The organism is Jannaschia pagri, from assembly GCF_019655435.1.
GTDB lineage: Bacteria > Pseudomonadota > Alphaproteobacteria > Rhodobacterales > Rhodobacteraceae > Jannaschia > Jannaschia pagri.
Genome location: NZ_BPFH01000004.1, coordinates 96,294 through 108,910 on the forward strand (window position 1 = coordinate 96,294; position 12,617 = coordinate 108,910).

Genomic DNA, 12,617 nt, shown 5'->3' on the forward strand with positions numbered 1-12,617 from the left:
GGGTCTGAAGCGCGGCCGTCCGGCTTAGATCAAGGCGCGGGCGGCTTTGGCCACGGCTTCGGCGGTAATGCCATAGTGTTCATAGAGAACCGATGCCGGAGCAGACGCGCCGAACCCTTCCATGCCCACAAAGGCGCCCTTGTCGCGGCGACCCCGCTCCGAGAACAGCCATTTGTCCCAACCCATCTGCACGCCGGCCTCCACGGCCACCCGGACCGGACCGGCGGGCAATACGCGTTTGCGGTAGGTCTCGGGCTGTGCCTCGAACAGCTCCCAACAGGGCATGGAGACCACGCGCGTCCCGATCCCGTCTTGTTGCAGCAGATCACGAGCCTTCAGCGCGATCTCCACCTCGGAGCCCGTCGCCATCAAGATCACCATCCGCTTGCCCTCGGCCTCGGCCAGAACATAGGCGCCCTGGGCCGTCAGGTTCTTGCTGGTGAAGTCCTTACGCACCGTTGGCACACCCTGGCGCGTGAGCGACAGGACCGACGGCGTGCGCGCTGACGTCAAGGCCAGCTCCCAGGCTTCGGCGGTTTCCACCGTATCGGCGGGGCGGAAGACATTGGTGTTGGGCGTCGCCCGGCTGATGGCCAGGTGCTCAACCGGCTGGTGGGTCGGGCCGTCTTCGCCCAGGCCGATGCTGTCATGGGTCATGACGTAAGTGACCGGCACACCCATCAGGGCCGATAGGCGCATGGAGGGGCGTGCATAATCGGTGAAGCACATGAACGTCCCGCCGTAAGGCTTTGACCCGCCGTGCAAAGCGATCCCATTCATGGCGGCGGCCATGCCGTGTTCGCGAATGCCGTAGTAGACGTAGCGTCCGGCGCGGTTGTCGGCCGAGAATGTCCCCAACCCTTCGGTCAAGGTGTTGTTCGACCCGGTCAGGTCGGCCGAGCCGCCGATGGTTTCCGGCATGATCGGGTTAACCACTTCCAGCACCATCTCGGAGGACTTGCGGGTGGCGACCTTGGGCTGGCTTTCGGCCATCTGCCGCTTCAACGCTTTGATCGTGGCGGACAGGCGCTTGGGGGCCTCACCGGCCAAGGCCCGCTCAAAATCGCGCTTTTTGCCCGACCCCATGCTGGCCAGGCGCATGTCCCAGGCGGCCCGCTCTTCTGCGCCACGGCTGCCGATGGCCTCCCACTCCGCCTTTAGGTCGGCGGGGATCTCAAACGGCCCATGGTCCCAGCCGTAGGCGCGCTTCGTGGCGGCGATCAGGTCGGGATCGGTCAGCGCCCCATGCCCCTTGGAGGTGTCCTGCGCGCTGGAGCCGATGGCGATGTGGGTCTTACACGCGACCATGGTCGGCTTCTTACCCTTCTGCGCTTGGGTCAGGGCCGCATCGATGGCCTCGGGGTCGTGGCCATCCACTTCGAGCACGTCCCAACCGGCGGCCTTGAAGCGCTGCCGTTGGTCGGTGACGTCTGATATGGACACCTTGCCGTCGATGGTGATGCCATTGTCGTCCCACAGGACAATCAGGTGCGACAGTTCCAGCTTACCGGCCAGGGCGATGGCCTCGTGGCTGACGCCCTCCATGAGGCAGCCGTCGCCAGCAATCACCCAGGTCTTATGGTCGACGATCTTGCGACCGAAGCGCGCGCGCTGGTTTTCTTCGGCGATGGCCAGGCCCACGGCGGTAGAGATGCCCTGGCCCAGCGGGCCGGTTGTGACCTCGATACCGGGCGCATGGCCGAACTCCGGATGTCCGGCGGTGATCGCGCCCAACTGGCGGAAGTTGCGAAGCTGCTCCAACGTCATCTCGGGGTAGCCGGTCAGGTGCAGCAGCGAATACAGCAGCATCGACCCGTGCCCCGCCGACAGAACGAAACGGTCCCGATCCGGCCAGTCTGGGCGTGCGGCGTCGAACTTCAGGTGCTTTTCAAAGAGGACGGTGGCGACGTCTGCCATGCCCATGGGCATCCCCGAGTGGCCCGAGTTCGCGGCAGCCACGGCGTCCAGGGTCAGCGTGCGGATCGCAGCGGCCCGGCGCCAATGGCCAGGATTGGCGGCACGAAGGGCGTCGAGATCGGGCGTTTGGACGTCGTCTGTCACGGATAAAGCCTCCGAAAGGGGTGATTTGCGCCCTGTTAGCAGGCTGGGGCAGGGGTGCAAGCCATGGCCGATCTCTGCCTGTGACGGCCAGCCTTTGACAAGGCGCGTCAATTGGGGTGGGATGCCGCCAAGATAGAACCAAAGGGGCAGAGGTCATGGCGGAAGAGGCGGAGCTGGAAGCAGCCCTCGCGCGGATAGAAGCAGCGCTGGCGGCGACCGGTCGGTCCCTGGCCGAAACCACGCCGGTCCCAGATCTCAGCGCGGATTTGGCCGCGGCCCAGGCCGAGGTTGCCGAGGCTCAAGCGAAGATCGCGACCCTAGAGGCGGATCTCGCTGCTCGGTCAGAGGCGCTGGATGCCGCGACCGAGGCGGCGGAGACTCAGGCCGAAGCGCTCGCCGCCGCCGAGGCCCGCGCGCAGGCCGCTGAGCAAGCTTTGGCCGATGCCCCAGCCCCCGACCAAGAGGCGGAAGTGGAAATCTTGCGCACGCGCCTGGCAGAGATGTCGGCGGCCATGGATGGCCTCCGGTCCGGGGCGGATGGCGCCACTGATGCGGGGCTGCAGGCCGAGAACGCGGCCTTGCGGGCCGCGCGGGAGTTGGACCTGGCCGAGATCGAAGCCCTCCTGAAGGAATTGGAACCCATGCTGGAGGCCGCACATGCCTGACGTCACCATCGAGATCGGCGGTCGCGCCTTCACTGTGGCCTGCCAGGACGGCGAAGAGGGGTATCTGAACGCCGCCGCCGAGATGCTGAACCGGGAGGCTCAGACCCTGGTGGCAAGCGGATCCCGGCTGACCCAGGACAGGATGCTGTTGATGGCGGGCCTGATGCTTGCCGATAAGGCGATCTCTGCCGAAGAGGAGCTTCGGACCATGGACCGCCGCTTGGCGCAGCAGACGACGCTCCTGGATGAACTCCAAGCCCGCCCGGAGCCGGAACCGGTGGAGATCATCAAAGAGGTCGAGAAAGAGGTCGTCAAAGAAGTGGTGCCCGACGCCGCTCTCTCTCGCCTGACGGACTTAGCCGACCGTGCGGAGAAACTGGCGAGCGACGTCGCGGAATGGGCGAGCGCGTGATGTGACAGGACGCCGCGCAGCGTTTGGCGCGGTGCGTGGCCCCTAGCCGAAACCGGCCTCCGCCAAAAGGCGCTGCGCTTCGTCCGTGGTCTTTGCAAGCGCATCGCGGTCTTCGCCCGGGTGGAAGCGCGCGCGCACGGCGGTCGCCATGGGCTTGGGCGTCAACAAGTGGATCTTGGGGGCATCCTTCGTGGTCGCCTCTGTCTGCCACGCCTGGACCAAGGCCCGCTGGGCGGCCTTTGTCGCCATATAGGTCGCTGCAAACTTCAACGGTCGGTCATCGTCGAAAAACACGGCCGTTGCCCCGCCGGCTGCCTGTAGCAGGGGTGCGACATACGGGATGAGCCGCGTCAGCGCCGTGACGTTCGTCTCGATGGATTTGGCCACATCCTTTTCGCCCATCATATGGGCAGGGGTCAGCGGCGGCGCATGGACCGCCGTATGCAGCCACAGGGGCAGCGCCCCCCAACGGTCATGGATGCCCCGGCACAGGTGCTGCATGGCGCCCGCGTCGGTGATGTCCATGGGCGCCAGCGTGGCCGAGCCGCCAGCGGCCTGAATGCGGTCATCCAACTCCTCCAGCGCACCTTGGGTCCGGGCGACGGCGATGACATGTGTCCCGCGGGCTGCCAAAGCTTCGGCCAAGGCAGCGCCCAGCCCACGGGAGGCGCCAGTCACAAGGGCGAGGGAAGGGGGGGATGCCATGGAAAACCTCCGCAGTCGCATGATCGGGTCGGCGTGCCATGTCTTGCGTGCGGGATCAAGTTGACACCCCGTGCCGGGATACGGAAAAGGGCCGTAAGATCAACCAAAACACCACGAGGACGCGTCCATGTTCCAGACCCATACCGCCCCCGGCCAGGCTCTTGGCCAGTTGTCGTTTGCCAAACAGGCCGCCGTCGTGCTGGCCGGTTCGCTGCTGATCGCCTTGGCCGCGCAAGTCAGCGTGCCGTTCATCCCCGTGCCGATGACCTTGCAGACCCTGGCGATCCTGATGGTTGGCTTTGCCCTCGGGTCCCGCCTGGGCGCCATCACCGTGGCCGTGTACCTGGCCGAAGGCGCCCTGGGTGCGCCCGTCTTCGCGAACTTCAAGAACGGTGCCGCCTTCTTCGGCCCGACCGCTGGCTTCTTGGTGGGCTTCGTCGGCGTTGCCTGGCTGGCCGGTTTGGCCACCGACCGTGGGATCACGAACCCGATCAAGCTGTCGCTGGTGGGAATCGCGGCCTCTGCGGCGCTGTACATCCCCGGTCTGGCGTGGCCGATGGGTGTGGCCGGTGCCATGGGTCTGACCGTCTATGGGCATGACCTGGCCTTTGGCCCCCTGGCCGAAGTGTTCATGCTGCCCTTCCTGATCGGTGATGCGGCCAAAGCGATCCTGGCGGCGCTGCTGGTGTCTGGCGGCCTGAGCGTTTGGCGCAAGCGCCAGGGCTAAGCACCTGACAAGAAAAGATTAGCGGGCTGCCTCTGTGCGGCCCGTTTTCGTTTGGCGGAGGCGTGCCAGCGCCGTCTTGCACATTCCCTGATCCAGCCAGGAGCAGCCCGCACAGATCCGGTCCAAGTCCTGGGGTGTCACCCGCGCGCGCACGCGGTCCAGGCAGTCCCCCCAACTCAAGGTCTCGCCTGGCACGAGCCCAAGCTGTGCCGCGTGGCGTCCGTCGAGCACGGCGATGCGGTCCCCGGCTTCGCAACCCAATCCGCGTCGTTTGGGACAGGGCGCACAGATCGCATCGGCGTCAGACGTGATGAGAATGGGAATATCCTCACCGCCCGGCGCGCGCAGGCGCCCGTCGACGATATGGCCCATATTGGCGATGAACGGACCACTATAGCCCTTGCCCTCAAACCCGATGGAACAGAGCACGTGATGCGGGCGCAGCCGGATCGTCACGGGGTCCGGGCCCGTTTGCAAGCAACGCCGTAAGCCATGGCCGCTTACTCGGCGGCCTTCAGTTGGAAGCCATTCTCGAGCTGATCCGACGGCTCCACTGGGTATTCCCCCGAGAAACACGCATCGCAGTATTGCGGCGCCTTGGGGTCTCGCCCCTTCGCCTCGCCCACCGCGCGATACAGACCATCGAGTGAGATGAACTTGAGGCTGTCCACGCCAAGGTGGTCGCGCATCTCTTCTTCGGACATGGTCGCGGCCAGCAGCTTTTCGCGCTGTGGTGTATCCACACCGTAAAAACACGGCCAGGCGGTCGGAGGGGAGGCGATGCGGAAATGCACCTCCTTGGCGCCCGCATCCAGGATCATTTCCTTAATCTTGCGAGAGGTCGTCCCCCGCACCACGCTGTCGTCCACCAGGATCACGCGCTTGCCGCGGATCAAGGCGCGGTTCACGTTCAGCTTGAGCCGCACCCCCATGTTCCGAATCGATTCGGTCGGCTCAATGAAGGTTCGGCCCATGTACTGGTTGCGGATGATTCCCATGGCATAGGGAATGCCCGATTCGAGGCCGTATCCGATAGCCGCCGGTGTCCCCGAATCGGGGACCGGGCAGACCAGGTCCGCCTCAACCGGTGATTCCTTCGCCAATTCACGGCCAATGGCCTCACGCGTGGCGTAGACAGATTGCCCGCCCAAGATCGAGTCGGGGCGGCTGAAGTAGACATGCTCAAAGATGCAGAACCGAGGGCGCTTGGCCTCGAAGGGACGGTGCGAGGTCACCTTGTCTTCGGTGATGACGACCATCTCGCCCGGCTCAACCTCCCGCAGGAACTCCGCACCGATGATGTCGAGCGCGCAGGTCTCGGACGCCAGGGCCCAGCCGTCCCCAACCCGGCCCAGAACGAGGGGGCGCACGCCCAGGGGATCGCGCACGCCGATCAGTTTGGTGCGCGTCATGGCCACGACGCTGAACGCACCTTCGACGCGCCGCAGGGCGTCTTTCATGCGCTCCGGAATGTTGCGCTGCAGACTGCGCGCCATCAGGTGAATGATGCATTCGCTGTCACTGCTGGACTGAAAGATCGAGCCACGTTCGATCAATTCCCGCCGCAGGGCTTCGGCGTTGGTGATGTTGCCGTTGTGGGCAATCGCCGCGCCCCCCATGGCGAATTCGCCAAAGAACGGCTGGACGTCTCGGATCGCGGTCGCTCCCTTCGATCCCGCCGTCGAATAGCGCACGTGGCCGATGCCCAATGTGCCGGGCAACATGTCCATCACGTCCTGGCTTGTGAACGTATCGCGGACGTAGCCGAAGCGGCGGACGGAGTTGAACCCCTGTTCCGGGTCATGGACGACGATGCCACCCGCTTCCTGTCCGCGATGCTGCAAGGCGTGCAGACCCAGGGCAGTGAAGTTCGCGGCGGAGGAGACGCCGATGACACCAAAGATGCCGCATTCCTCTTTCAGTTTGTCGTCGTCGAAGGGATGGGCGCGCCAGTCGGTTTGGGACATGAGGGGGCCTTTGGCATCGTGGCTGTCACGCAGGCGTCATATGTCGCCTGCGCCGGGGTGTCACGTCGCTTTCGGGTCGCACCGGTCGGTTGTGTCGCTCGGGTCGGTGCGGGTCACTCTGCGTCGGGCAGGGTGGTATCGGCCGGGGTCACAGGCGCACCGCATTCGCCAACCAGCGCTTCGTAGCGTTCCAGGATCCAACCGGGGGCGTCCTCTGGGATCTGGTCTTCGATCCCGGCTTGGGCCCGACCGAAGATCGCGGCGGATCGGCTGTTCTCGACCTCTGGGATCCCTTCGTTCACAATTACCCGGTCGTAGACCACGAAGGCCACCGCAATCAGCAGCACGCCGCGCAGCACCCCAAACAGGAAGCCCGCGCCCTGGTCGATCGCACCCAGGGCAGAATGGCGGATGGCAGCGCTGAGAAGCGGCGTGAAAAAGCTTGTCAGAACAAGGGATAGGGCGAACACCAGGGCGAAGGCGGCAATGACAGCCAACTCACAACTATCGCCGAGAATGTCGCCCACATAGGGGATCTCCCGCACCAGCGGTTCAGCGGAGCCTGCGAAGGTGAACGCCAAGACGGCGGCGGCGACCCAGCCCAAGATGGCCATGCCTTCGCGCACCAAACCACGGGAAAAGGCCAAGATCGCCGATATGACGATGACGATGGCGGCCCCGCCGTCGACAATGGTGAAACCTTCCATGCCCGTCCTCTCAACTCGTCCCCGAGGCTCAGGCCGCGCCGAACACCTCGCCCACCAGGGTCGTGAGGTCGGGCAGCAGCCGCAGGGCCATGTCCCCCGCATCCCCGGTTTTACACCCTTTGGGCGCCATTGCGGCGGTGAAACCAAGTTTTGCTGCCTCTTTCAACCGATTTTCGGCCTGGGCCACGGGGCGCAGCGCACCCGATAGCGACAGTTCTCCGAAAACCACGGTTTCCGGTGGAATCGCCGCATCTTCGCGCGCCGAGAGCAATGCGCAGGCGACCGCCAAATCGGCGGCGGGTTCCTGCACGCGAATGCCACCCGCGACGTTCAGATAGACGTCCAGCCCGGCAAAGGTGATGCCCGTGCGCGACTCCAGCACGGCCAGGATCATGCTCAGACGGCTCCCATCCCACCCGACGACCGCACGGCGGGGCTGGCTTAACTGGGATGGCGCAACCAAGGCTTGGATTTCGACCAGCACGGGGCGCGTCCCCTCAACCCCAGCAAAGACAACGGACCCGGGCGCTGGCGCATCGCGATCACCGAGGAACAGCGCAGAGGGGTTCGCCACTTCGGCAAGGCCCGCCCCCGTCATCTCAAAGACGCCAATCTCATCGGCGGGGCCAAAGCGGTTCTTGACGGCGCGTAGAATGCGGAACTGGTGGCCGCGTTCCCCTTCGAAATACAGCACCGTGTCCACCATGTGCTCGACCACGCGGGGCCCGGCAATTTGCCCTTCCTTCGTGACGTGGCCCACGATGATGACAGCCGTCCCGTGGCGCTTGGCGAAACTCGTCAGCTCCTGGGCAGAGGCCCGCACCTGACTGACGGAGCCTGGGGCCGCGTCCACCGTATCGACCCACATGGTTTGAACCGAATCGATGATGGCCAGCGCGGGTTTCTCCGCCTCCAAGGTGGTCAACACGTCGCGCAGATTCGTCTCGGAGGCCAAACGCACGGGCGCATCGCCCAGGCCCAGCCGTTGGGCGCGCATTCTGACCTGGGCCGTTGCCTCTTCCCCAGAGACATAGACGACCGATTCCCCTGCGCGCGCGAAGGCCGCTGCGGCCTGGAGAAGGAGGGTCGACTTCCCGATCCCAGGGTCGCCCCCCACCAGCGTCGCCGAGGCCGGAACCAACCCGCCGCCCAGCACGCGGTCCAACTCGGCCAGGTGCGACAGGGTTCGGGGTGGCGGCGCCTCTTCGGTCTGAAGGTCGGTCAACGCCATGCGCCGTCCCTTGGCCGTCCCAAGGGATTTCTTGGACGGCCCTTGTGACAGGGGCACTTCTTCCTGGATCGAGTTCCAAGCCCCGCATCCATCGCAGCGGCCTGTCCATTTCTTGTGAACGGCCCCGCACTCCGTGCAGGCGAATTGTGTAACCGGCTTTGCCATGTTCTTGTTTTGATCTCAATCCTGCGCGATGGCAAGGCCGCGACGCTCTCTCAGCCGGACGGGTGCCGTTGCATCCACTCGCTTTTGTCGCGTAGGGCGTCGCACAGTCTATTGCCGAGCCACACCTCAGGTTTCGCCACAATGAAATAGACCACGGTGAAATGTACCCTGACGGGACACAATCGGTGGGGCTAGGCCGGCTCGTCGCCGCGATACTGCCGGGTGTACCGCTGCCCTAGGTTCGTCAGGATCTCGTAACCGATCGTACCCGCAGCCCCGGCCACGGTGTCTACGGTGCGATGGGGATCGAGCACCGTGACATGGGTTGGGTCCGCATCAAGATGACTGATGTCGATGGTCAGCATGTCCATGGACACGCGACCCACGGCGCGGCAGGCAACGGGTCCTGCCATGACCTCCAGATCCGGCTGTAGGGATCGGGGCAGCCCATCCGCATAGCCCCCGGCCACGGTTGCGATCCGCGATGCCGTTTGGGCTGTCCAGCTTGCGCCATACCCCACGTGATCGCCCGCTTCGATGTCGAAGCAGGCAATAACCGGCAGGTCCAGGCCAACAACTGGCGTCGCATCCTTGAACGGCAACCCACCGTAGAGACCGATCCCAGGTCGAACCATGTCGAAATGGTACCCAGGGCCGAGGGTCGTCCCGCCCGTCGCAGACAGACTGCGCGGAATATCAAGGCCATCAGTCATGTATCGGAAGGCCGATAGCTGTGCGTTGTTCTGTTGGCTGCCCGGTTCATCCGCCGAGGCCAGGTGCGACATGATCAGGACCGGCCCAGCGCCCAGGGCCAGATCGGCCACCGCAGCCCATTCGGCTTGTTTCAGGCCCAGGCGGTTCATGCCCGTGTCCAACTGTATCCCAAACGGTTTTTGCGGAAGCGTTTCAAAATGCCGGGTCAGTTGGTCGATGGAACAGATCATCGGCACCAGGTCCGCCCGCTCGATCACCGAGGTGTCGCCCGCCATGTGTCCGTATAGCACGTATATTCGAGGCTCTGGGCCAAGAATACGGCGCAGTTCCAGCCCCTCGGCGGCGCTGGCCGTGAAGAAGGCGCGCGCGCCTTCCTTCGCGAGGCGGGGTGCCACGCGGGTCATGCCCAGGCCGTAGCCATCGGCCTTGACGACGGCGGCCGTCTCACAACTCGAGGCGCTGAGGCGGTCTAAGGCGCGCCAATTGGCAGCAACGGCTTCGAGGTCGATGTGGAGCGTTCCAGTAGGCATGAGGGCCTGATGCGGGCAAGGGCCTGCGCCGTCAAGTCATATGGAGCCTCTGCGGTACAAGACTGGCGCCATGGCGATCTGAGAAGATCGAGGCCTTAAGGTCTAAGACGTCCGACCATGCTTAGAGCGCCACGCCATCAACACAGAAAGGAGACGGACTTTGGTGCGGGCAAGTTCTGTCGTCGCCGGCGTCAGGTCTTTGACCAGGCCATAAGCGTTCCAAAGGTATCCAAGCGTTGACCGCCTGATCTCCGTTGGCTCAAGGCCTCACCCTTGGCCCCGATAGCAGTCCAAAACGAAACCGGGTTTCAACAGGACATCGCGGGTCTGGTGCCCATCCGCTTCCGGCGTTTTCGCGCGCCTATCGACCGCGCGCGTCCTGCCATGGCTTGGCCAAGTTGCCGAACCGCGTAAATCGCCCTTCGAACGACAGATCAACTGTTCCGATGGGACCGTGCCGTTGCTTGCCGATAATGACTTCGGCCTTGCCGTTCACGGCTTCCATGGCGGCTTGCCACTCCGCCATCTTGTCCAACTGGTGATCGCCCGGTTTCTCGCGCTCTTTGTAGTATTCCTCGCGGTAAACGAACATCACCACATCGGCGTCCTGCTCGATGGAGCCGGACTCCCGCAGGTCAGACAGCTGTGGCCGCTTGTCCTCACGGCTTTCGACTTGGCGGCTGAGCTGGGAGAGCGCAATCACCGGGATGTCCAATTCCTTCGCGATGGCCTTCAAGCCTTGGGTTATCGCCGACACCTCGTTCACCCGGCTGTCGCCGTGCCCCGGCGCCTTTACCAGTTGCAGGTAGTCTACGATCAACAGGTCCAGGCCATGGGTTCGCTTTTGCCGCCGCGCCCGGGCCGAAAGCTGCGCGATGGGCAGCGCGGGCGTGTCGTCGATATAGAGCGGGCAGGACTCCAGATCCTTGGCGGCCTCCACAAAACGGCGGAACTCCGCTTCGGTCATGTCGCCCTTGCGGATTTGTTCGCTGGGCACTTCCGCCGCCTCCGACAAGACCCGCGCGGCAAGCTGTTCGGCAGACATTTCAAGGGAGTAGAACCCGACCACCCCGCCCTCGACGGCGCCATCGCGACCGTCATGGGTGGTCCCCCGGCGATAGGCCTTAGCCACATTGAACGCGATGTTCGTGGCCAGCGACGTTTTCCCCATGGAGGGCCGCCCAGCGAGGATCAACAGGTCGGAGCGGTGCAGCCCACCCAACTTTTTGTCCATGTCGTCCAGGCCCGTGGAGATCCCGGCAAGCCCACCATCCCGCTGGTACGCCGCGTTGGCCACATCCACGGCCTGTTTGATCGCCGAGAGGAAGGATTGAAAGCCGCTCTCGCTGCGGCCTTGTTCTGCCAGGGAGTAGAGCCGCGATTCCGCGTCGACGATCTGATCCGCCGGTTCCCGATCCACGGTCACATCGGTTGCCTGGGCGGCGATGTCCTTACCCAGCCGAATCAACTCACGCCGCACCGCCAGATCATAGATCATCTGTGCGTAATCCCGGACCGCATAGGCCGCGACAGCCGAGGCCGCCAAGGCCACGAGATACGCCGGCCCGCCTAGGGCGGCGAGACCCTCGTCTTCTTCTAGAAACGGCTTCAAAGTTACCGGAGAGGCCAGCGCATTTTTTTGGATGCGTGCTGCGCAGATGTCAAAGATACGCGCATGAACCGGGTCGAAGAAGTGCTCCGATCGAATGACCGAGGCAGCGCGATCATAGAGGTCGTTGTTGGTCAGCAGGGCGCCGAGCAACTGTTGCTCGGCCTCGATATTGTGGGGCAGGGCGGCGTCGGTGTCAGCCGGGACTCCCTGGTCCAAACGCATAATCTCGTTCATTGCTCCGCCCGCCGCTCTTTGGTTGCCGAGAGCATAGGTGTGCAAACACCGCGCGGCAATGTCACCGCCCTGTGGATATCGGGGACAGGTGCCAGGTCATGTATCAACAGATTGGATTCTGGTGATAAAATGGCGGCGGCGCGGCGGCCTTCCGCTGGCCGTGGTCTCAGGCCTTGTGGGCCTCCTGCCAGGCGCGCGGATCGTTCAAAAAGGCTTCGACGCCATCCAGAGTTTCGGCGTCAAAGGTGCCCTGGGCCTTGGCCTCTGCCAAGACATCCCACCATGTCGCAAGCGCATGGAGCGTGACGCCATGGTCGCCGAGTGTTTTGGTGATTTCGGGGAAGATGCCGTAGCTGAAGATGACGCCCGTGTGCGCACACTCGGCCCCAGTGTCGCGGATGGCATCGACGAACGACAGCTTGGAGCCGCCATCGGTGGTCATGTCCTCGATCAGCAGAACGCGCTGTCCCTCGGTCATCAGCCCTTCGATCCGTGCATTCCGACCATAGCCTTTTGGCTTCTTGCGAACGTAGGTCATCGGCAAGGCAAGCCGTTCCGCGACGAAGGCCGCGAAGGGTATCCCCGCCGTCTCGCCCCCAGCAACGTTGTCAAAGGCTTCGAAGCCAGCATCGCGCATCACGGTGACGGCTAAGAAATCCATCAACGTCGCGCGCAGGCGCGGGTAGGAGATCAGCTTGCGGCAATCGATGTAGGTTGGGCTCGGCAGCCCAGAGGCGAGCGTGAATGGCTCCCGTGCATTGAAATGGACGGCGCCGACTTCAAGAAGGGCGCGCGCCGTCAGTTTGGCCATCTCTTCGGCCGTGGGAAAAGAGGTGGGGATCATGGCGGAACTCCAGGGGGTGGGGCGATTTTTCTCGAAAAATCGG

Annotated in this window: 12 protein-coding genes; 3 read left to right on the top strand and 9 right to left on the bottom strand. The window is 64.3% G+C overall.

Going from position 1 to position 12,617, the window contains the following annotated elements; translation table 11 throughout:
* Positions 1–24 precede the first annotated feature (24 nt).
* On the bottom strand, positions 25–2,061 hold the full coding sequence (tkt, locus tag K5R33_RS11430) for a transketolase (RefSeq protein ID WP_220749180.1): 2,037 nt from the start codon (positions 2,059–2,061) through the stop codon (positions 25–27).
* 155 nt (positions 2,062–2,216) lie between these two features.
* Between tkt and K5R33_RS11435 the strand changes: the two genes are divergently transcribed.
* On the top strand, positions 2,217–2,726 hold the full coding sequence (locus K5R33_RS11435; protein ID WP_220749181.1) for a hypothetical protein: 510 nt from the start codon (positions 2,217–2,219) through the stop codon (positions 2,724–2,726).
* Positions 2,719–3,138, top strand: coding sequence for a cell division protein ZapA (locus K5R33_RS11440; protein ID WP_220749182.1), 420 nt, complete (start codon positions 2,719–2,721; stop codon positions 3,136–3,138). The genes K5R33_RS11435 and K5R33_RS11440 overlap by 8 nt, the downstream gene beginning before the upstream one ends.
* A 42-nt stretch (positions 3,139–3,180) precedes the next feature.
* On the opposite strand, the gene K5R33_RS11445 is transcribed toward K5R33_RS11440, so the two are convergent.
* Complete coding sequence (locus K5R33_RS11445; protein ID WP_220749183.1) at positions 3,181–3,843, bottom strand: SDR family NAD(P)-dependent oxidoreductase; 663 nt, start codon at positions 3,841–3,843, stop codon at positions 3,181–3,183.
* A 127-nt stretch (positions 3,844–3,970) separates the two neighbouring features.
* Here K5R33_RS11445 and K5R33_RS11450 point away from each other — a divergent pair, with 127 nt between their 5' ends.
* On the top strand, positions 3,971–4,570 hold the full coding sequence (locus K5R33_RS11450; RefSeq protein WP_220749184.1) for a biotin transporter BioY: 600 nt from the start codon (positions 3,971–3,973) through the stop codon (positions 4,568–4,570).
* 18 nt (positions 4,571–4,588) lie between these two features.
* On the opposite strand, the gene K5R33_RS11455 is transcribed toward K5R33_RS11450, so the two are convergent.
* From K5R33_RS11455 to K5R33_RS11485, 7 genes are all read right to left on the bottom strand, one after another.
* Positions 4,589–5,026, bottom strand: a complete 438-nt coding sequence (locus tag K5R33_RS11455; protein WP_255576344.1) for a DUF1284 domain-containing protein — start codon at positions 5,024–5,026, stop codon at positions 4,589–4,591.
* 44 nt (positions 5,027–5,070) lie between these two features.
* Positions 5,071–6,537, bottom strand: coding sequence for an amidophosphoribosyltransferase (gene purF, locus K5R33_RS11460; RefSeq protein ID WP_220749185.1), 1,467 nt, complete (start codon positions 6,535–6,537; stop codon positions 5,071–5,073).
* A gap of 113 nt (positions 6,538–6,650) precedes the next feature.
* Positions 6,651–7,244 carry a CvpA family protein gene (locus K5R33_RS11465; RefSeq protein WP_220749186.1) on the bottom strand — a complete coding sequence of 198 codons (594 nt, stop codon included), beginning with the start codon at positions 7,242–7,244 and terminating at the stop codon, positions 6,651–6,653.
* Between the two features lie 28 nt (positions 7,245–7,272).
* A complete protein-coding gene (gene radA / locus K5R33_RS11470; RefSeq protein ID WP_220749187.1) occupies positions 7,273–8,640 on the bottom strand; it encodes a DNA repair protein RadA in 1,368 nt (455 codons plus the stop codon).
* A gap of 191 nt (positions 8,641–8,831) precedes the next feature.
* Entirely contained in the window at positions 8,832–9,884 is a 1,053-nt protein-coding gene (gene alr / locus K5R33_RS11475) for an alanine racemase (protein ID WP_220749188.1), read from the bottom strand.
* 361 nt (positions 9,885–10,245) lie between these two features.
* Positions 10,246–11,730 (bottom strand): replicative DNA helicase, encoded by a 1,485-nt coding sequence (locus K5R33_RS11480; protein ID WP_220749189.1) that lies wholly within the window; start codon positions 11,728–11,730, stop codon positions 10,246–10,248.
* A 166-nt stretch (positions 11,731–11,896) separates the two neighbouring features.
* Positions 11,897–12,574, bottom strand: a complete 678-nt coding sequence (locus tag K5R33_RS11485; RefSeq protein WP_220749190.1) for an orotate phosphoribosyltransferase — start codon at positions 12,572–12,574, stop codon at positions 11,897–11,899.
* Between the last annotated feature and the right edge of the window lie 43 nt (positions 12,575–12,617).

What these genes read in the sequence shown, in the direction of transcription:
- radA (WP_220749187.1), bottom strand. Translation starts at nt 8,640, where the DNA reads ATGGCAAAGCCGGTTACACAATTCGCCTGCACGGAGTGCGGGGCCGTT.
- K5R33_RS11450 (WP_220749184.1), top strand. Translation starts at nt 3,971, where the DNA reads ATGTTCCAGACCCATACCGCCCCCGGCCAGGCTCTTGGCCAGTTGTCG.
- alr (WP_220749188.1), bottom strand. Translation starts at nt 9,884, where the DNA reads ATGCCTACTGGAACGCTCCACATCGACCTCGAAGCCGTTGCTGCCAAT.
- K5R33_RS11485 (WP_220749190.1), bottom strand. Translation starts at nt 12,574, where the DNA reads ATGATCCCCACCTCTTTTCCCACGGCCGAAGAGATGGCCAAACTGACG.
- K5R33_RS11435 (WP_220749181.1), top strand. Translation starts at nt 2,217, where the DNA reads ATGGCGGAAGAGGCGGAGCTGGAAGCAGCCCTCGCGCGGATAGAAGCA.
- K5R33_RS11465 (WP_220749186.1), bottom strand. Translation starts at nt 7,244, where the DNA reads ATGGAAGGTTTCACCATTGTCGACGGCGGGGCCGCCATCGTCATCGTC.
- K5R33_RS11445 (WP_220749183.1), bottom strand. Translation starts at nt 3,843, where the DNA reads ATGGCATCCCCCCCTTCCCTCGCCCTTGTGACTGGCGCCTCCCGTGGG.
- K5R33_RS11440 (WP_220749182.1), top strand. Translation starts at nt 2,719, where the DNA reads ATGCCTGACGTCACCATCGAGATCGGCGGTCGCGCCTTCACTGTGGCC.
- K5R33_RS11480 (WP_220749189.1), bottom strand. Translation starts at nt 11,730, where the DNA reads ATGAACGAGATTATGCGTTTGGACCAGGGAGTCCCGGCTGACACCGAC.
- purF (WP_220749185.1), bottom strand. Translation starts at nt 6,537, where the DNA reads ATGTCCCAAACCGACTGGCGCGCCCATCCCTTCGACGACGACAAACTG.